Origin of the sequence: Rhodococcus sp. IEGM 1366, assembly GCF_033142425.1 — a bacterium.
GTDB lineage: Bacteria > Actinomycetota > Actinomycetes > Mycobacteriales > Mycobacteriaceae > Rhodococcus_F > Rhodococcus_F globerula.
The window spans coordinates 168371-185557 of sequence record NZ_JAWLRZ010000001.1 but is presented as its reverse complement, the minus strand read 5'-3'; the positions used below and the strand labels follow the sequence as shown (position 1 = coordinate 185557).

The following is a 17187-nucleotide window of genomic DNA, read 5'->3' as shown; positions in this document are numbered from 1 at the left end:
ATCTACAGGTATCTAGCTAATGGGCTAGATACCTGTAGATATTGATCACGCGATGTCTTCCTCGTCGCCTGCAGCCACCCTCTGCAAACCTCGGTAAGCGTCGTTGGCGCTTTGACGGCCGGCGATGACCGCCTCGACCTCCGCCGCGATCGGCATGTCCACGCCGTACTCGCGGGCCAGAGCCATGACCGTCGGAGCGGTTTTCACGCCCTCGGCAACTTGACCCAGTTTCTCGACGGCTTCCTCGACTGTCAGGCCCTGCGCCAGTGCTTCGCCCACTCGGCGGTTGCGGGAGGTGGGAGCCATGCAGGTGGCAATCAAATCGCCGACGCCGGTCAAGCCGGCAAAGGTTCGCGGATTGGCGCCCATCGCTTCGCCCATCCGGGTCATCTCCGCGAGCCCACGAGCCAACACCATGGCACGGGTGTTGTCGCCGACGCCAAGACCGTCGGCCATTCCGGACGCGATCGCGACGATGTTCTTGAGGACGCCGCCGAGTTCACATCCCAGGACGTCGGTGTTGCGATAGACGCGGAACACCGACGACGCAAAGAGTGGCTGCAGTGCTGCGGCAACGCGGTCGTCCTGCGTCGCGACGACGGAGGCGGCGGCCATGCCGTCGACAATCTCCTTGGCGATATTGGGTCCGGCGAGAAGCCCGACAGGGTGTCCGGGCAGGCACTCGGCGATCACCTCGGTGGGTCGCTGACGCGTACCGGGTTCGAGACCCTTCGCGAGCGACAGGATCGGTACCCACGCGCGAACCTCGTTGGAGATCTCGGCAAGTGTGGAACGAACGGCATGCGACGGAACGCCGCAGACCAGAACGTCGGCCTCGCGCGCTGCCTGAACCAGGTCGGATGTCGCTTTCAAGCCTTTCGGAAGCCTGCGTTCACCGAGGTACCTGCTGTTGGTGCGCTGGGAGTTGATCTCGTCAGCGGTGTCCGCACTGCGTGCCCACAACAAGGTGGGGGTGTTGCGGGCGGCCAGCCCGGCAACCGTGGTTCCCCAGGATCCTGCGCCGAGTACAACGACGCGTACCGGGCGGGCCATCAGAGTGCGCTCTCGGGCGTAGCGAGTGATGTCATGGTTCCAAGCGTTCCACTTGCGGAGCGGTTGCGGAGCAAATCAGCAGAGTCTGTGGCTCGGCTTACTTACGGCGCGCTCGGCGGCGCGGATGTACGCATGGTTTCGACGGCGTCGGCGGACTCCGCGACTATCGACCGCATCGCGGCTTCGGCGGCGTCGGCGTCACCGGACTGGATTGCCGACGCGACCACTCCGTGCAGGTGAATGGCTTCCGGATCAGCTTCGTGGGGCATCAGGGCGTGGCGGGTTCGGCCCTCGAGGATCTCGACGACGATCTGTGACATCGCACGCAGCATCGGGTTTCCGGACGCTGCGAGCAGTGTGCGATGAAAGTCCGAATCATGCCCCAGATAGGCGTCGGTGTCTGCAGCCCGTGAGGTAGCTGACATCCCGATCACCGCCGCAGTGAGCGCGCCGCACTGCTGCGGGGTGGCCCGGGTCGCGGCCAAGCGAGCAGCCAGAGGCTCGATTCCCGAGCGTAGTTCGCTGAGGATCGACAGTTGCTCGAACCGACCGGGGCCGGCCAATTGCCAGCGGATGACAGTGGGATCGAGCGCGTTCCAATGCTCCGATCCGAGGATCGTGATTCCGACGCGTCGACGCACCGATGCGAGGCCGAGTGATTCGAGTACTCGCACGACTTCCCGGATGACTGTGCGGGACACGTCGTAGCGGGTCGCGACTTCATCCGCGGAGATCGTGGTGCCCGGCGCGAGGGCACCACTGACGATGTCCTGACCCAGTTGTTCCAGCATCGAGTCATGCAGTTGCTGAAACGGGAGTGAGGCCATGCGTAGATCGTCCCATGTGTATGGATTAAGCCCGATGAAAGTCCGATAAATACTACAAATTAGTGTCTGGTCTTGAAATTGTAGGTTAATTGAGGAACAGTGACCTCCATCACTCGTTGGACTGGAGTCCCTATGAACACCACAGCACTGCTGGCAGCCGAGGTCGTCCCGGCTGGAAGCGATGCTCGACTGATCATCGCCGCCGTTGCGGGCGTCGCCGTGATCATCGCGCTCATCACCTGGCTCGATCTGCACCCCTTCCTTGCTCTGTCGATCGGAGCGGTAGGCGTCGGATTGGCTGCAGGGCTCGGATCGGCTGAGTCCGTTGCGGCCTTCGCGACAGGGTTCGGCTCGACGATGGGCGGCGTCGGCATTCTCATCGGCTTCGGTGCCATGTTCGGCAAACTGCTGGCCGACTCCGGCGGTGCTGATCGAATAGTGGACACCCTCGTCAGTCGATCAAGTGACCGGGCGCTGCCGTGGACGATGGCTCTGGTTGGCGCCGTCATCGGTTTGCCGATGTTCTTCGAGATCGGCCTCGTCCTGTTGATGCCCGTCATCATTCTGGTGGCCAGGCGGTCCGGGCAGTCCTTGATTCGTATCGCGATTCCCACCCTCGCGGGTCTGTCTGCGATGCACGGCTTGGTTCCGCCGCACCCCGGACCACTGGTCGCCGTTTCCGCGTTGAACGCCAACCTCGGTCTGACATTGGCGCTTGGTGTACTCGTTGCCATCCCGACGGTGATCCTGGCCGGCCCGGTCTTCGGCAAGATCGCGGCCCGCTGGGTAGATGTCAAAGTTCCCGATCTCTTTGTCACAGGCGAGGATCGGGGCGAAGAGGAGAAGGTGCAGCGCCCCAGTTTCGCGGCCACTCTTGCCTCGATCATGCTTCCCGTGGTGCTCATGCTCGGCAAAGCTCTGGCTGAGGTCATCGCCCCTGATTCCGAATCGCTCCCCAAATCGGTACTCGACTTCCTCGGAACCCCGGTTGTTGCTTTGGGACTCGCAGTTCTGGTCGGCATGGTGCTGCTCGGACGCGGCGGCGGAATGGATCGCAAGGCCATTTCGAAGTCACTCGAGAGTTCACTGCCGCCGATTGCCGGCATCCTGCTGATCGTCGGCGCAGGTGGTGGTTTCAAGCAGGTGCTTATCGACACGGGTATCGCTGACGTGATTGCCGACGCGATCAAGGGCAGCAGCTTGCCGGTGCTCTTCCTCGCGTGGCTGGTCGCTGTATTGATCCGCGTCGCAACAGGTTCGGCAACCGTGGCGACGGTCACGGCATCCGGAATCCTGGCTCCTGTTGCCGCCGAGCTCTCTTCGACTCACGTTTCGTTGATGGTGCTGGCGATCGGCGCGGGTTCGCTCTTCCTTTCACACGTCAACGACGCAGGATTCTGGTTGGTCAAGGAATACCTCGGCGTCACCGTTGTGCAGAACCTCAAGACGTGGACGGTGATGGAGTGCATTATCTCGGTGTCCGGACTTGCCGGTGTCCTTGTCCTGAGCGCAATTATCTAGGGGTTGGGCATGACTGAGAAAGCAGCACAGAAGAATCCCGTGCTTGTCGTGATGGGTGTATCGGGCTCCGGCAAATCGACTGTCGGCGGAATGATTGCCGGCGCGATGGGCTGGGATCTCCAAGAGGGCGACGATCTGCACCCGCAGGCCAACATCGAGAAGATGGCTACCGGGCATCCGTTGAACGACGACGACCGTTGGCCGTGGTTGGACAAGATCGCGCACTGGATCACGCAACATACCGATGCAGGGCAGCCGGGCATCGTCACGTGCTCGGCACTCAAACGCAGTTACCGCGACATACTGCGGGGTGAGAACGTCGTGTTCGTTCATCTTGCCGGTTCGCGCGATCAGATCGGCCAGCGGCTGACTGCGCGCCTCGACCACTACATGCCGCCGTCACTGCTGGACTCGCAGATCTCCACGCTCGAGCCGATCGACCCGGATGAACAGGCGATCATCATCGACGTCGGTGGTAGTCCAGTCGAGATAGTGGAGGAAATTCTGCGACGGCTCGAAGAGCTCGGATACTGAGTTCGGGCGCCAGCCTGTCCTGTCGAAATTGCGTCGGTTATCGTTCAGTCAAGGTATGTGTAACTCGGATACACAAAATGCCTTGACCTGGGAGGACGCTATGCGGACGCGAGATTCGACGGTATGGCACTGGAACGTGAGCCCGCGCGCACGGTTCATCTTTGCTGTGACCAGGACATTTGTGAAGCCCGCATTCACCTACTGGCCGACCGGTGACCGCGGGATCCGGCAACTCGAAAAGCTCGACGCACTTGCCGACCGCCTGCCCAAGCCCAAGAATCTCGACATCGAACCGCTGACGATGGGCGGGGTTTCCTGCGAGAAGGTCACGCACCCGCGCCGCGCTACCGGCGCGCTCGAGGGAGCCACCATTCTCTACTTCCACGGCGGTGGATTCATCTTCTGCGGACTTGCCACCCACCGAGCACTGTGTGGCCTCCTGTCCGCCAAAGCCGGCGTCCCGGTGATCTCCGTTCGGTACCGGCAGTTGCCCGAAGGGTCGATCGGCACGTCCGTGGTTGACGCCATGGCCGCGTACACGGCACTTCTCGAGACCGCGGAAGACCCGAACAAGATTGTGGTTGCCGGTGATTCGGCAGGCGGCTACCTGGCAATGAAGGTCGCCGAGATAGCAGCGCTGCGCGGAATCACACGCCCGGCCGCCGTTGTCGGGTACTCGCCGCTCCTCAACGTAGACCTCGAAGAGCACGATCCTGATTTCATGAAACGCGATGCGTACCTGCCGATGTCGCAGGTCGAGAAACTCAAGGATCGATGGTTGAACGGACCGGACAACATTGTCGGCGAGCAGTCACCGATCAACGCCGATCCGAAGTTGCTTGCGCCCTCGTTTCTGGTGTGCGCTGAGTACGAACTGATGCGCCCGGACGTGGAAATAATGACCGAAAACTTCATCAAGGCAGAGCAAACCGTCGAAACCCACATCTGGAGTGGGCAGATCCATGCCTTCCCGGTGATCGGCAAGGCGCTGCGCGAAGGGCGCACGATCGTTGATCTGAGTATCGCGTTCCTGGAACGTACCTTGGCGTCGAAGCGTCAGATCAGCGCCTGACTTTTCTCTATTGGTCGGCTTCTGCACGGGTAAGGAATGCCAGAACGGCCGAGACCCGGGCGTCGATCCTGATTCGCTGAATCGCTTCCCAAACCTGGCTTAGGCATTTGCGTCAGGATTAGTGGACGGCCGGGGCCAAATTCGGATAGCAGTTCACGGCTGGGAGTTCGTTGTCATAAGCGACCACTGGACGGGAGAGTCGGTTCTCATCGCCAGGTGGGCGACTTATCGTGGCAGCACGTAAGTGTTCCGGTGTGTCGGGTATCGGCGACGGATTTCGAGAGGGGTGTCACATCGTGAGTGCCGCACATGGCGTGGGCGCGAAGTGGCGGAGTCCGGATGCAACGGATTTGAACGGGACGCAGCGGAGGCTCAGGAAATGGCGATTTCCGCACCGAGATAACAGAATTCGTAGACGATCAGGAGATCATTCATGACAGTCCATCCAGAAGTTGCGGCAATGCTGGCCGCGCTGGAATCCGGATTCCCGGACGTGACGAAATTCCCGCCAGTAGAACTGCGTGAGCTGATTCGTAGTCGGCGTGCTCCGCTGCAGGGGCTACCGGGCATGCGCGATGTTCACGATCTCACGATCGACGGTCCGGGAGGAGATCTGTCGTTGAGGGTGTTCCGGCCGCACACAGATCATGATGATCTGCCGGTCGTGGTGTTCGCACACGGCGGAGGTTTCGTATTTTGCGATCTCGACAGTCACGACGAACTCTGTCGCTCGATGGCGGAAGGTGTTGGCGCTGTGGTGGTTGCAGTTGACTACAGGCTTGCTCCTGAGCATCAGGCTCCGGCAGCGCATGATGATGTGTACGCAGCCTTGGAATGGGCGGCAAAAAATGCGGGTGACTACGGCGCAGATCCGTCGAACATCGTCCTCGCTGGGGACAGCGCCGGTGGAAATCTTGCAGCCACTGTATCCATTGCGGCGCGAGATCGAGGGGGCCCGGCAATTGCGGCGCAGGTTCTCCTGTACCCGGTGATAGACGACGATTTCGAGACGGAATCGTATCGGCTGTACGGCACCGGCTACTACAACACCACTTCGGCGATGAAGTGGTACTGGCAGCAATATGCACCCAACGGAACCGACGATCCTCGTGTGATTCCGACGCGGGCAGAAAGTCTTACCGGCCTACCGCCGGCTGTCATCATCACCGCCGAACTCGATCCGCCGTGCACGTCGGGTGACACATATGCGCAGATGTTGGAGGCGGCCGATGTGCCCGTCGTCCATCACCGGTTCGATGGACTGTTTCACGGTTTTCTGACATTCACCTCGCTCTCGTTCACGGAACCCGCTCGACGTGACATCTGGGCAATGGTTCGCGGAGTGCTCGAAAAGAGATAGGCGATCGCGCATGGGTGCAGGCCCGGCCCTCGAGGGGGCCGGGCCTGTGGCTAATCGCTCGCGAGAACGACGTCGTCGATCGAACAGAAGCTGTGGCAGATCCGATCGCGGACGATGACCTCGGTGCACTCCGGATCGAACCAACGGTCCACGACAGCCCAATGGATCGGATGATCGAGATACTGCCCGAGTAATGAAGCCTGGTCAGTGAATTCCTGCTCCCACACATGCGTCCATGGAGTCGGGCCAACGGCAGAACTGACACGGCTGAGTCGCCATGCACCGATGGACGAGATCAGCGCCGGCATCCGTAATAAATCGCGTTCGAAATGCTCGACCTTGCTTGCCTCGGTGCCGGGCTCAACTCGCAGGAGCAATGTTCGGTAGACACTGTTACGGGTGTCGATCGCCGACCGTCCGGTCGATCCGGACGTGTACTCGACGCCGTGGAACCGCTCGATGGCCGGATGCTCGAAGCTGGCGTCGAGTGCGTCGCTCGCCAATTGCCACGACGTTTCGTCGGTGAACTGTAAGTGGACGATCAAATCTCCACCGTTGATCACTCCCGGCAGCGTTCTCGACACAACCAGGCGGGTGGCACCCGCTGCTTCAGCCGCCACTGTCACAGAGGCCACGGCGTCGTCCCAGGTCTCGCGCGATGCATTTTCGGCGGCGTGGACGATTCGTGTGACGCTATACATCGGAGAGTCCCTCGATATCGGCTGCGTCAGCAGCCATGGTGCGACTGCGCTCGATTGTCAACGCAGAGTGCCGTTCCCACCACTGACTGGACTCCTGATCGGCTCGACCTTGGCGTGTCATTTTCCACCAACCGGACGTGCCGTCCACTGTCCAGGTAATCGTCACGATGTTGGTTTCGTCCTCGATCCAGAGCGGGGGACTGACGAGAATATTTGTCAGTGTCATGCCGCGGCGCTGTGCGCGGGGTACGTACTGAGTTGTGTATGCATCGACGAACCGTTTCCCGCACCCCCGTTCTGTGAGGATTCGGTCTATCACGAATATCTTTTCGCCTGCCATATTTCTAGACTACTTCTGATCAAAACCCCTGCAGTAGTGCTTGTCTCGCGTACCGGGAGACAAAGTTTCCGATTGCTGGTGTACCGCAGGCCATCGATGCATTCTGTAGTAGATGTTTTGCGTGAGTTGATCTCTCGTATCAGTCTGTCGGCGGTAAGTCAGGACAGTGTCGTTTCCCGCCACGCGGGAGAGTGGCAACCAGTTCGGCCTCCATTGCATCATCCTGGTAAGCGGAACCTGTCGAGGGACCAAGCGAGCCTGAAGATATGAGATTCACGTTAACCACCTGCGCCCTCGAAACCTACGACTGAGAGAACCAAAATGACAAAGTCATTGACGGGCAAGACGGCGTTGGTCACCGGAAGTAGTCGCGGTATCGGACGTGCTATTGCTCGCCGACTTGCGGCCGAAGGTGCGACGGTGGTGGTCACCGCACGATCGTCCGGCCCGACATCGGCGATTCGAGGCGGGGATAGCGTCGTAGTCGAAGGCTCGCTTGCCGAGACCATCGCGATGATCGAGGTGAATGGTGGTAGAGCGCTGGCTATTCCGGCAGATCTGGAAGATGTCGACGCGCGTGACACCCTGATCGACCGCGTTGTCGAGGCCACCGGTGGAATCGATATCCTGGTCAACAATGCGGGGTTTGCAGACTACTCGACCATCGACGAGATGTCGCTCGAGACGTTCGACCGAACCATGGAGCATTATATTCGTGCACCTTTCGTGCTGGCGCACAATGCAATTCCGCACATGCGTTCCCGCGGCGCGGGGTGGATCGTGAACATCGGGTCGTCAACAGGGCTGAGTCCGATCAGGCCGTTCCGTGAGTACAACAAGACATCGGGTGACGTCATCTATGCGGCAGCCAAAGCTGCCCTGCATCGCTTGACTCAGGGCCTCGCAGCGGAACTACTCGACGACAACATCGCAGTCAACGCGGTTGGGCCGTCGACAGCTATTTCGACGCCTGGCGCCGAGGCACTCCTTCCTGCAGGCTACGAGACGGAACCAGTCGAATACCTCGTGGAGACAGTCTTCGCGATGTGCACTGTTCCTGCCGATGAACGGACCGGGCTCGTGGCGTTCAGCTTGCACTTTCCCTGGCATCAAGGTCTCGAGGTGAAGACGCTGGACGGTCAGGGCTCGATGCCGCGCCGGGAACCGCCTGCATGGGCGAACCCCAACATCACCCCGGCCGGTTTGTGAGCTCGGGCGGCGCACAGCAGCAGAGCATCCGCTGCTCAGATGGACATGGACGGAGTGTCCGCGTACGTAACTGTGTCTGGTGAATCTTGGTGGGACATTTCAGCAAGCGTGCTCAGGGTTGCGGATAGTCGACATCCCGGCCGGTGCTCAGGTCTGAGCACTCCACGTGATCGGCGTGGTGCGCGCGCAGATACGCGTTGGCGCCGCTGTCGCCCGCCAGGGAAGCGATCAGGGCCGGCCAGTGATCGCGGCCGATGACGACGGGATGTCCTGGGGTGCCGTGAAATACAGCGCGTCGGAGGTCATCTGACTGAACCGTCGGGCCGGTCACTCGGGTGATGGTCGTGGTGTCGAGGTCCGGTAGGTCGACAAGGGTGATGACAGCGGCCACTGCATCCAGGTTCTGTGCCGCCTCCAGGCCCGAGCGTAGTGATTCGCTCATGCCTTTCTGCCAGTCTGATTCCACCACAAGGGTATCCGCGGACTCAGGCGGCAGGAGTGCTACGGCGTCGGCTGCTCGAGCTCCGAGCACCACGATGACCGGCGAGCAGCCCGCGTCGCGGAGAGTCGACACACCGCGGCGTAGCCATGATCGGTCGTCGGCGTCGAACTTCAACGCCTTGGGTGTGCCCATGCGGGATCCTCCGCCTGCGGCCAAGAGGATCCCGCACGGTGTCATCGAACCTAAGCTCCGCTAACGCGAGGGCGCAGCCACTCGACAAGATCGTTCAGAACTTCTTCCTGCTCAGGCTCGTTGAAGATTTCGTGGTATAGGCCGTCGTAGACCTTCAGGGTCACATCAGGGGAGCCGGCGAGGTCTGCGACCAGCTTGCTTCCGGCCGGGTCGGTGAGTCTGTCGGCTGAACCATGCTGCAGTAGAACAGGAATGGTGAGCGACGGCAGGCGAGCTGGGAATCCCTCTGCCGCCGTGATCATTCCACGCGCAATGCCGGCCGGGACCTTGCCGTGATGGACCAATGGATCTGCGTTGTACTTGTCGACTACCTTCTGATCGCGAGACACCGCCGCAGCTTCCAGGCTCTCGACCGGAACGTCCGGGAGGTACTTGCCGAGGAACTTGCCCACCTGCATGACGATTTTGGGAGTACCGGTGGCGATGATCACGGCAGGTCCTGAGAGCGCCAATGCCTTGAGATCCGATTGATGATCCAGGGCGTACGAGAGTGCAATCGCGCCGCCCATGCTGTGGCCGAGAAGGAACTTGTCCTTGCCGGGATAGGCGGCGGTGGCGATACCGAAGAGGGTGTTGACGTCGTCGGTGAAGTCGGAGAACTCCTTGAGGTGGACGCGTTTGCCGGCGGAACGTCCGTGCCCACGATGATCAGGTGCGTACACGACCAGACCGAGTTCACCCAGTCTCGCGGCCACGTGGTCGTAGCGCCGAGCATGCTCCCCGAGTCCGTGGCACAGGACAAGGATGCCGGTGGGCTCACGGTCCGGCGTCCACACGTCGTAAACGATCTTGGTGCCGGACACTCCGGTGAACGACGACTCTTCACGCTGCATTGTTGTGCCCTCTCTCCCCACCGGTTCCGGTGTGCGGATTCTTCACATGTTATGCGCCGGGACCGGCAGATTGGGCGATACGGAACCCTAAGTCGTCGATTGCGAAGCTCGGGTGGCTACGACGCCGAACGCTAGCGCCACAACCCCGCGCCACCTCCGCCCAACTGCCACCGCGGAAGATGCGGTAAGTGCCGTATACCTCCGGGTCGTAGAGATCCCAGCACCATTCCCAGACGTTGCCGATCATGTCGTGAAGTCCCCACGCGTTCGGGGCCTTCGATCCGACAGGATGGCAAGTGTCACCGGAGTTTGCTTCGTACCAGGCGATTTCATCGATCGGGCCGTAGCGATACCCGGGAGTCCCGGCTTTGCAGGCGTACTGCCATTCCGCTTCGGTGGGGAGCCGGTAGCCATTCGATGTGCGATCCCACGTCGGAGATTCACTGTCGAGGTCGTGATAGGCAGGTGTCAGTCCGTCCTGCGCTGACAGGTTGTTGCACGCTGCGATCGCGTCGATCCAGGACACGTTGACCTTGGGATTCGCTGAATCGCGCACGGTCGTGACGTATCGAGCCATCCGGAAGGGAGCGATGTCGACGCTCCAATGGATGGCCTTGCGGTCGTCACGCAGATCGACCACGCCGCCGGGTATGTCGACCATCAACTCCGACGCTGTACTCACGTAACTCCCTCTGTGCTCGAGTAATTGCATCTGTCGAAGGCACCGGCGTCAATAGTTTTGCTCAGCGGAGGATCGGTAGGTATGGCGCCTCGATCCCGTGTTGCTCGAACGCAGTCAGGGCAGAGCGGGCAAATGCACGCTGGACTGCCCACTGCCGGCCTGGTTTGACCTGCGCGGTAACCCGGATGGTAATCGATTCTGCAGTAACGGAATTGACTCCCAGCATCTCCGGCTTTTCGATCATGTCCGATCGGATGGAGTCGGATTCAGCCGCCTCGAGTACGGCCCGCGTTGCGACTTCGCATGCCCGGTGCACGTTGGCGTTGTGGGCGATGGGGAGATCGAGTACAGCGGTCGCATAGCCCTGACTCATGTTTCCGACTCGGAGAATCTCACCGTTACGGCAGTACCACAAGGTTCCGTTTGCATCTCGGACCGTGGTGACGCGCAGACCGACGGTTTCGACAGTGCCCACCGCATCACCCAGATCTACGACGTCACCGACGCCGTACTGGTCTTCGAGCAGCATGAAGATTCCGGAGAGGAAGTCACGCACCAGATTCTGTGCGCCGAAACCGATGGCGAGGCCGATGACGCCGGCAGAGGCGATGAACGGTGCAACGTTGACACCCAGGATCCCGAGAATCTGCAGCACACACCAGACCAGGATGACAATGGAGACGGTCGATTTGAGGACGGAACCAATGGTGCGGGCACGCTGTGTCCTGCGTGCGTTCACCGAAGGCTTGCGCCCGTTCGACATTCGATCGATCACACGGTGCAGAGCGAATCGCAGAATTACCGCCAGCACCACATAGATCGCGATTTCGATGGGTCGGTGGATGAGCCAGTCTCGATTGGTATCGGTCAGTTGCCAGGCCTGCATTTCGGAAATCATCCCCACGCAGTCTACGGATTCTGCCCGATCGGGGCATCACTGCAGCGCATGGCTCACATCGGGAGGTGATGGCCCCTCCAATCGATACGACTACGCTTTACGCATGGCTGCGTTCACTGGAATACCTGTTGCTGCACTCGACTTCTACGAGGATCTCGAAGCGGACAACAGCAAGGTGTGGTGGTCGGCCAACAAGCAGACGTACGACGAGATCGTTCGTCGACCGATGGCGGCGTTGGTCACGGAATTGGAAGACGAATTCGGCACAGCCAAACTGTTTCGGCCGTACCGTGATGTGCGTTTCTCGAAGGACAAGATTCCGTACAAGACGCACCAAGGTGCTTTTGTGGGCCTTGCGCAGAGTTGTGGCTACTACGTTCAGATCGATGCGGCGGGACTGATGGTTGCCGGGGGCTTCTACGCCAGCACGTCCGAAACGATCGCGCGGTACCGAGCGGCGGTCGACGACGACGTCCGAGGTGCGGAACTCGAGAAGATTCTCGCAGGTGTGCGCAAGGCCGGATTCACGGTGGGTGGTGACACGCTCAAGACGGCGCCGCGCGGGTACACCGTTGATCATCCGCGCATCGAACTGTTGCGGCACAAGTCGTTGACGGCCGGCCGCAGCTATCCCAGTCCGTCGTGGTTGGACAGTCCTCGGACGCTGAAGGAAGTCCGCAAGGCGTGGCGCGCATTGACGCCGTTGGTCGAGTGGTCCGGGCAGGTGCTGGGGGCAAACTGAGATCAGTGGCCGGAACCGAACACTTCTGGGCCGGTCGCGACGATGCACGGTACGTACGCTATTAGGGCATCCTTATTCGCCCGCGAAGGGTGGATGATCACGTTCTTCTGGAAGGTCCGCGCACATGCCCGCTTCATCTACCCTGCTGCTCCCGCGGGGGTACACCGATAATCGCATCGTCTCGAATCTGACTCGACGCCAATTCGGAATCGGTGCAGGCATCGCCGGATTGGGTGCTTTTCTCGCGGCGTGCGGCGAGAGCGGAAGTAGTGCCGCCGCAAACGAAATGCGCTCGGTGACCACCCCGCTCGGAACGTACGACATTCCCGTCGAGCCCAAGCGTGTGGTCGCGATCGACTCTCGGCTCGATCTCGAACCTGCTGTGGCGCTGGAGCTTCCGCTGGTCGGATACACCTATGCACAGGCTACGCCCTGGGTGCCCGTCGACGCATCGGTGCCTTTCCTGTCCGAAATCCCTAATCGTGAGCAGATTCTTGCGCTCGAACCTGACTTGATCGTGTGCCTGAACTATGAAAGTGAGTGGTGGCCCGTTGGTGAAATGCAGACCATCGCACCGGTTCTCACCACCGAGTTCACCGACGACTGGCGAACCAACCTCACCAGGCTGTCGGGCTGGCTCGGCCGAACCGAGACGCTCGACCAGCTGATTCTCGACTACGACAACCTCATTGCGGATATTCAATCGCGTCATGCCGAGAAGATCGCGTCGAAGACGGTTGCGAGTGTGTCATTCCTGCCGGACACCAACACTCTCTACGTCACCAGTATTCGTACGTCGGAAAAGGGCGACAAGCCCAGCGACATGACGCTCGGCGATATCGGCGGAAAGACCGTCACTGCGGAAGGTCTGGATCCGGAAGGCGGCGTCAGCCTCGAGGGTTTGGACGTACTGGCCGGCGTCGACGGTTTCATGATCACCGAGGACGAGGACAGTGCGGCGTATCAGGCGTTGGTGGCCAGCAAGCTGTGGCAGCGACTCCCGGCGGTGCAGGCGGGCAACGTCACTAACCTCGGCGGATCGACTTTCTACGGTTCGATCTACACCATTTCGTACGTCGCCCAGGGGTGGGATGCTCTGTACGCCAAAATCAGCTGATGCCGAATCGGTGACTTCTGGAGTCTGCGGCGGTCTAATCAGGGAAGGAGATGTCCTCCAACCCTAGGAGATGGTCATGGACACAGTGCGCTCCGCGGACGGAACAATGATCGCGTACGAACGCTCCGGCGCAGGACCAGCAGTGGTTCTTGTCGCCGGAGCGTTCTGCGATCGGCAGTGGTTCGACTCCCTGGCCGCAGAGCTGGCAGCAGATTTCACCGTGTACTCCTACGACAGGCGTGGTCGCGGAGACAGCGGCGACGGCAGTGCATATTCCATCGGGGCCGAGGTGGAGGACTTGCGCGCCGTTATCGCCGCCACTGGGGAGGTGCCGCTGGTCTACGGGCTTTCTTCGGGCGCCGCACTGGCGTTGGAAGCTGCGGCGCAGGGCGTTCCGATGAGGAAGCTTGCCGTCTACGAGGCGCCGTACATGGACGAAGGTCAGTCGGATGCGGCCGCGCTAGGTGACCTCTGGCGATTGGTTGCCGCCGGAGACAGGGAGGGGGCGGTGGTGCGGTTCCTCTCACTGACCGGTGCGTCGCCGCACATGGTCGAGGAGATGAAGCAGAGTTCGGACTGGCCAGGCATGTGCGCCATTGCTCACACCCTGCCGTACGACGTCGCCATCTGTAACCACGGAAGCGAGTCGCTCCATTGGCTGGCCTCGGCTACAGTCCCCACCTTGGTCATGTACGGCGGTGACAGTGGGCAGTGGGGTCGGTCCTCGGCGGCGCGAATCGGCGCGACAATTACGGGAGCGAAGACGTTGGAAATTCCGGGCCAGGCGCATGGTGTGTCCGATGCTGCAATCGTGCCGGTGTTGAGTGATTTCTTTTCGTGAATCGGGGATCGTCAACTCAGGGTTGACGATCCTCATGCGTCAACTTATGGTTGACGCATGAGGATCCAGTGAAGATGACAAACCAAGTCCGACTCGACGACCTCATCGCCGCCATCAAGAAAGTTCACACCGACGCGTTGGATCAATTGTCCGACGCAATGGTTGCCGCTGATCATCTCGGTGAAGTAGCTGATCACCTGATCGGTCACTTCGTAGACCAGGCGCGGCGCTCAGGCGCGTCGTGGACCGACATCGGTCGGAGCATGGGCGTCTCCAAACAAGCCGCGCAGAAGCGTTTTGTGCCGAAAGCGGCTGGTGAGGGCAAGCTGATGGTTCCCGAAGACGGTTTCAGTCGGTTCACGGTTCGTGCCAAGAATGTGGTGATGGCTGCGCAGAACGAAGCCCGAGCGGCCGGTAATGCGGAGATTCGACCCGAACATCTTGTTCTCGGGCTCCTGACCGAACCGGAAGCGTTAGGACCACAGGCAATTGCAGCGCAGGGGATCGAACCTGCCGCAGTGCGCACGGCCGTCGTAGAGGCTTTGCCTGCGGCCGAATCAGAGGAGTTGCCGCAACTCATCCCGTACGACGCTCAATCCCGGAAGGTTCTCGAACTGACCTTCCGTGAGGCTCTTCGCTTGGGGCACAACTACATCGGAACCGAACACATCTTGCTAGCACTGCTGGAACTCGAGGACGGTTCCGGTGTTCTGAGCGACCTCGGCGTCGACAAAGCTGTCGCGGAATCGAATATCGAGGCCGCGGTGGCTGCTGTGATCAAAGCCCGTGCGGACGATCAAGAGCAGTAGGAGAAACAGAAGAGGGCCGTACCCTTGCGGGTACGACCCTCTTCTTGTGTCACTGACTAGACAGCGCGCACATTGGTGGCCTGGGGGCCCTTCTGGCCCTGGCCAACCTCGAACTCCACACGCTGGTTCTCGTCGAGCGACTTGTAGCCGTTGCCTGAGATCTCAGAGTAGTGAACGAACACGTCCGGTGTTCCGTCGTCGGGAGCAATGAAACCAAAGCCCTTTTCGCCGTTGAACCACTTCACGATGCCCTGTGCCATACAAATACTCCCTACAAAATCGATCCGGGTTTCACATCGAAGTCCCGATCTCGATTCCCCCATCCTCCCATGCCGCGCAACAGGGCGCACGCCCGCGTGCGAAAACGCACTTCAGATGGGGTGAATCGGGCACATTTACCAGGCAAATGCTTACGATCGGGTAATGGTGGACATCGATCTGACGGCCCGCGCCGCAGTTGTCGGCGGATCCCAACCGCTCCGTGGCATCCTCGAAACTCCCGACACCCCTGGCCAGTGGCCGGGTGTGGTGATGATTCACGAGGCTTTCGGGCTCGACGACGTCATGCGGCGGCAAGCGCAGCGCCTCGCCGGCGCCGGCTTTCTGACGTTGGCCGTGGATCTGTACAGCGCGGGTGGGGCGAGGCGCTGCCTCGTACCGACGATGACGTCGATGCTCCGCGGGCAGGGGCGGGCGTTTACCGACATCGGGGTCGCACGAAACTGGCTGGTCGAATCCGCGGACTGCACCGGGAAGATCGGTGTCATCGGATTTTGTATGGGCGGCGGATTCGCGCTGATCAGCGCCGAAGATTTTGACGTCGCTTCGGTCAACTACGGACAGCTCCCGCGAAAACTTGATGCGGCAGTGGCAGATTCATGCCCGCTGGTGGGTAGCTTCGGCGGCAAGGACGTCACCTTGCGGGGTGCGGCGCTGAAACTGGAAACCGCCCTGAACAGGGCCGGCGTCGAACACGACATCAAGGAATATCCGACGGCCGGACACGCGTTCCTCAACGATGCCGAAGCCGGTCCCAAGGTGCTGCGTCCGCTGGAGCGAATCCTCGGGATGGGCCCTGATCCGGTTGCAGCAGAAGATGCTTGGAGGAGAATCGACGCGTTCTTCGGCCGTCATCTGCGCTAGATCAACGGCGGCTAGATCAACGACTTGTTCGTTCTCCGCCGTTGACCGCGATTACCTGACCGGTGATCTGTCCGGCGCCCGCCGAGGCCAGGAAGAGGACTGCGGCAGCGACGTCTTCCGGAGTCCCGGCGCGCTTGGTGCTCGTGGCTTCGATCAGTGCCTCCCGTCGAGCGTCGGTGAGAACGTCACGGAAGAATTCGGTGTCGGCGATGTAGCCGGGAGAAACTATGTTCGCGGTGATTCCCAGTGGACCCAATTCGGCGGCAAGGTCGATATTCCAGGTTGCGACAGCAGCTTTGGCTGCGCCGTAGGCGCCCGCACCTTTGTCTGCGGCGATGGATCCGATAGTGATGACGCGGCCGCCGGGGGTGAGGCGATCGCGGACGGCAGCAGTGGTCAGAACCGCCGACAATAGATTGGAATCGAGATTGGCTCGCCATCCGGCGGCCAAGGTATCGAGATCCGACGGCGCCTCTCGATCGAAGTCCGTGTTACCGCCCGCGCAATGCACTACGACGTCGAGGTTTGCCGGGAGCGTGTCTTGAAGCCGCTTCAGATCCTTCGGGTCAGAGTTGTCGCAGGTTACGGCGTGAACGTTCGAGCTCAGTTCGCTTGCTGTCTGCTCGAGCGGTCCGGTGCGTCGTCCGGTGATGAACACTGTGTCGTCACTCTGAGCGAATGCGGCTGCTACGGCGCGGCCGATGCCGGTTCCGCCGCCGGTGACCAGAACTGTGCGTGTCATGTCTTCCTCCAGTGAGCTACGTTTAGGTCTATACGAGAACGTATCATTTAGATCTAAATGAGGTGCAAT

The 17187-nt window shown here is 60.8% G+C and carries 20 protein-coding genes; 10 read left to right on the top strand and 10 right to left on the bottom strand.

Annotation, left to right across the window (positions count from 1 at the left end):
* Nucleotides 1–45 precede the first annotated feature (45 nt).
* Nucleotides 46–1053 (bottom strand): NAD(P)H-dependent glycerol-3-phosphate dehydrogenase, encoded by a 1008-nt coding sequence (locus R4P64_RS00920; protein ID WP_092804301.1) that lies wholly within the window; start codon nt 1051–1053, stop codon nt 46–48.
* A 101-nt stretch (nt 1054–1154) separates the two neighbouring features.
* Nucleotides 1155–1880: a FadR/GntR family transcriptional regulator gene (locus tag R4P64_RS00915; protein ID WP_317818903.1), complete on the bottom strand. Its 726-nt coding sequence runs from the start codon at nt 1878–1880 to the stop codon at nt 1155–1157.
* A gap of 132 nt (nt 1881–2012) precedes the next feature.
* On the opposite strand from R4P64_RS00915, the gene R4P64_RS00910 reads away from it, so the two are divergent.
* The 4 genes from R4P64_RS00910 (at nt 2013) to R4P64_RS00895 (ending at nt 6367) form a co-directional block, all read left to right on the top strand.
* Nucleotides 2013–3401, top strand: a complete 1389-nt coding sequence (locus tag R4P64_RS00910) for a GntP family permease (RefSeq protein ID WP_033233479.1) — start codon at nt 2013–2015, stop codon at nt 3399–3401.
* Nucleotides 3402–3410: 9 nt separating this feature from the next.
* Nucleotides 3411–3935 carry a gluconokinase gene (locus R4P64_RS00905; protein WP_317818902.1) on the top strand — a complete coding sequence of 175 codons (525 nt, stop codon included), beginning with the start codon at nt 3411–3413 and terminating at the stop codon, nt 3933–3935.
* Between the two features lie 100 nt (nt 3936–4035).
* Complete coding sequence (locus R4P64_RS00900; protein WP_317818900.1) at nt 4036–5007, top strand: alpha/beta hydrolase; 972 nt, start codon at nt 4036–4038, stop codon at nt 5005–5007.
* A gap of 433 nt (nt 5008–5440) precedes the next feature.
* Complete coding sequence (locus R4P64_RS00895; protein ID WP_033233470.1) at nt 5441–6367, top strand: alpha/beta hydrolase; 927 nt, start codon at nt 5441–5443, stop codon at nt 6365–6367.
* Between the two features lie 50 nt (nt 6368–6417).
* Here R4P64_RS00895 and R4P64_RS00890 read toward each other — a convergent pair whose 3' ends face one another.
* Together R4P64_RS00890 and R4P64_RS00885 are read right to left on the bottom strand one after the other, a co-directional pair.
* A complete protein-coding gene (locus tag R4P64_RS00890; RefSeq protein WP_317542948.1) occupies nt 6418–7068 on the bottom strand; it encodes a Dabb family protein in 651 nt (216 codons plus the stop codon).
* Nucleotides 7061–7294, bottom strand: a complete 234-nt coding sequence (locus tag R4P64_RS00885) for a hypothetical protein (protein WP_230590087.1) — start codon at nt 7292–7294, stop codon at nt 7061–7063. Before R4P64_RS00885 ends, R4P64_RS00890 begins: the two co-directional genes overlap by 8 nt.
* 435 nt (nt 7295–7729) lie before the next feature.
* On the opposite strand from R4P64_RS00885, the gene R4P64_RS00880 reads away from it, so the two are divergent.
* Nucleotides 7730–8617: an SDR family NAD(P)-dependent oxidoreductase gene (locus R4P64_RS00880; protein ID WP_317818899.1), complete on the top strand. Its 888-nt coding sequence runs from the start codon at nt 7730–7732 to the stop codon at nt 8615–8617.
* Between the two features lie 112 nt (nt 8618–8729).
* Here the strand turns inward: R4P64_RS00880 and R4P64_RS00875 are convergent, their stop codons facing one another.
* The 4 genes from R4P64_RS00875 to R4P64_RS00860 all read right to left on the bottom strand — a co-directional run bounded on the left by R4P64_RS00875 (nt 8730) and on the right by R4P64_RS00860 (nt 11724).
* Nucleotides 8730–9296, bottom strand: a complete 567-nt coding sequence (locus R4P64_RS00875; RefSeq protein ID WP_317818898.1) for a nucleotidyltransferase family protein — start codon at nt 9294–9296, stop codon at nt 8730–8732.
* 5 nt (nt 9297–9301) lie between these two features.
* Nucleotides 9302–10144 carry a lysophospholipase gene (locus R4P64_RS00870; protein WP_317818897.1) on the bottom strand — a complete coding sequence of 281 codons (843 nt, stop codon included), beginning with the start codon at nt 10142–10144 and terminating at the stop codon, nt 9302–9304.
* Between the two features lie 49 nt (nt 10145–10193).
* Nucleotides 10194–10805, bottom strand: a complete 612-nt coding sequence (locus R4P64_RS00865) for a formylglycine-generating enzyme family protein (protein WP_218833754.1) — start codon at nt 10803–10805, stop codon at nt 10194–10196.
* An 82-nt stretch (nt 10806–10887) separates the two neighbouring features.
* On the bottom strand, nt 10888–11724 hold the full coding sequence (locus R4P64_RS00860; protein WP_033233458.1) for a mechanosensitive ion channel family protein: 837 nt from the start codon (nt 11722–11724) through the stop codon (nt 10888–10890).
* A gap of 103 nt (nt 11725–11827) precedes the next feature.
* Between R4P64_RS00860 and R4P64_RS00855 the strand changes: the two genes are divergently transcribed.
* The 4 genes from R4P64_RS00855 (at nt 11828) to R4P64_RS00840 (ending at nt 15233) form a co-directional block, all read left to right on the top strand.
* Nucleotides 11828–12466 carry a DUF2461 domain-containing protein gene (locus R4P64_RS00855; protein WP_233365364.1) on the top strand — a complete coding sequence of 213 codons (639 nt, stop codon included), beginning with the start codon at nt 11828–11830 and terminating at the stop codon, nt 12464–12466.
* 124 nt (nt 12467–12590) lie between these two features.
* On the top strand, nt 12591–13583 hold the full coding sequence (locus tag R4P64_RS00850; protein ID WP_033233456.1) for an ABC transporter substrate-binding protein: 993 nt from the start codon (nt 12591–12593) through the stop codon (nt 13581–13583).
* Nucleotides 13584–13659: 76 nt separating this feature from the next.
* Complete coding sequence (locus R4P64_RS00845) at nt 13660–14424, top strand: alpha/beta hydrolase (RefSeq protein ID WP_317818895.1); 765 nt, start codon at nt 13660–13662, stop codon at nt 14422–14424.
* Between the two features lie 74 nt (nt 14425–14498).
* The gene (locus R4P64_RS00840; protein ID WP_317818894.1) at nt 14499–15233 is read left to right on the top strand and encodes a Clp protease N-terminal domain-containing protein; all 735 of its coding nucleotides are present in this window, start codon (nt 14499–14501) and stop codon (nt 15231–15233) included.
* 56 nt (nt 15234–15289) lie between these two features.
* On the opposite strand, the gene R4P64_RS00835 is transcribed toward R4P64_RS00840, so the two are convergent.
* Entirely contained in the window at nt 15290–15493 is a 204-nt protein-coding gene (locus R4P64_RS00835; RefSeq protein ID WP_003939930.1) for a cold-shock protein, read from the bottom strand.
* A gap of 163 nt (nt 15494–15656) precedes the next feature.
* On the opposite strand from R4P64_RS00835, the gene R4P64_RS00830 reads away from it, so the two are divergent.
* Nucleotides 15657–16376, top strand: coding sequence for a dienelactone hydrolase family protein (locus R4P64_RS00830; protein ID WP_317818893.1), 720 nt, complete (start codon nt 15657–15659; stop codon nt 16374–16376).
* 16 nt (nt 16377–16392) lie between these two features.
* On the opposite strand, the gene R4P64_RS00825 is transcribed toward R4P64_RS00830, so the two are convergent.
* Complete coding sequence (locus tag R4P64_RS00825) at nt 16393–17118, bottom strand: SDR family oxidoreductase (protein WP_317818892.1); 726 nt, start codon at nt 17116–17118, stop codon at nt 16393–16395.
* Between the last annotated feature and the right edge of the window lie 69 nt (nt 17119–17187).

Excerpts from the sequence above, each read along its gene's own strand:
- R4P64_RS00920 (WP_092804301.1), bottom strand. The coding sequence starts at position 1,053 with ATGGCCCGCCCGGTACGCGTCGTTGTACTCGGCGCAGGATCCTGGGGA.
- R4P64_RS00885 (WP_230590087.1), bottom strand. The coding sequence starts at position 7,294 with ATGACACTGACAAATATTCTCGTCAGTCCCCCGCTCTGGATCGAGGAC.
- R4P64_RS00830 (WP_317818893.1), top strand. The coding sequence starts at position 15,657 with ATGGTGGACATCGATCTGACGGCCCGCGCCGCAGTTGTCGGCGGATCC.
- R4P64_RS00865 (WP_218833754.1), bottom strand. The coding sequence starts at position 10,805 with ATGGTCGACATACCCGGCGGCGTGGTCGATCTGCGTGACGACCGCAAG.
- R4P64_RS00880 (WP_317818899.1), top strand. The coding sequence starts at position 7,730 with ATGACAAAGTCATTGACGGGCAAGACGGCGTTGGTCACCGGAAGTAGT.
- R4P64_RS00855 (WP_233365364.1), top strand. The coding sequence starts at position 11,828 with ATGGCTGCGTTCACTGGAATACCTGTTGCTGCACTCGACTTCTACGAG.
- R4P64_RS00895 (WP_033233470.1), top strand. The coding sequence starts at position 5,441 with ATGACAGTCCATCCAGAAGTTGCGGCAATGCTGGCCGCGCTGGAATCC.
- R4P64_RS00890 (WP_317542948.1), bottom strand. The coding sequence starts at position 7,068 with ATGTATAGCGTCACACGAATCGTCCACGCCGCCGAAAATGCATCGCGC.
- R4P64_RS00915 (WP_317818903.1), bottom strand. The coding sequence starts at position 1,880 with ATGGCCTCACTCCCGTTTCAGCAACTGCATGACTCGATGCTGGAACAA.
- R4P64_RS00835 (WP_003939930.1), bottom strand. The coding sequence starts at position 15,493 with ATGGCACAGGGCATCGTGAAGTGGTTCAACGGCGAAAAGGGCTTTGGT.
- R4P64_RS00900 (WP_317818900.1), top strand. The coding sequence starts at position 4,036 with ATGCGGACGCGAGATTCGACGGTATGGCACTGGAACGTGAGCCCGCGC.
- R4P64_RS00840 (WP_317818894.1), top strand. The coding sequence starts at position 14,499 with ATGACAAACCAAGTCCGACTCGACGACCTCATCGCCGCCATCAAGAAA.
- R4P64_RS00850 (WP_033233456.1), top strand. The coding sequence starts at position 12,591 with ATGCCCGCTTCATCTACCCTGCTGCTCCCGCGGGGGTACACCGATAAT.
- R4P64_RS00870 (WP_317818897.1), bottom strand. The coding sequence starts at position 10,144 with ATGCAGCGTGAAGAGTCGTCGTTCACCGGAGTGTCCGGCACCAAGATC.
- R4P64_RS00860 (WP_033233458.1), bottom strand. The coding sequence starts at position 11,724 with ATGATTTCCGAAATGCAGGCCTGGCAACTGACCGATACCAATCGAGAC.
- R4P64_RS00845 (WP_317818895.1), top strand. The coding sequence starts at position 13,660 with ATGGACACAGTGCGCTCCGCGGACGGAACAATGATCGCGTACGAACGC.
- R4P64_RS00910 (WP_033233479.1), top strand. The coding sequence starts at position 2,013 with ATGAACACCACAGCACTGCTGGCAGCCGAGGTCGTCCCGGCTGGAAGC.
- R4P64_RS00825 (WP_317818892.1), bottom strand. The coding sequence starts at position 17,118 with ATGACACGCACAGTTCTGGTCACCGGCGGCGGAACCGGCATCGGCCGC.
- R4P64_RS00905 (WP_317818902.1), top strand. The coding sequence starts at position 3,411 with ATGACTGAGAAAGCAGCACAGAAGAATCCCGTGCTTGTCGTGATGGGT.
- R4P64_RS00875 (WP_317818898.1), bottom strand. The coding sequence starts at position 9,296 with ATGACACCGTGCGGGATCCTCTTGGCCGCAGGCGGAGGATCCCGCATG.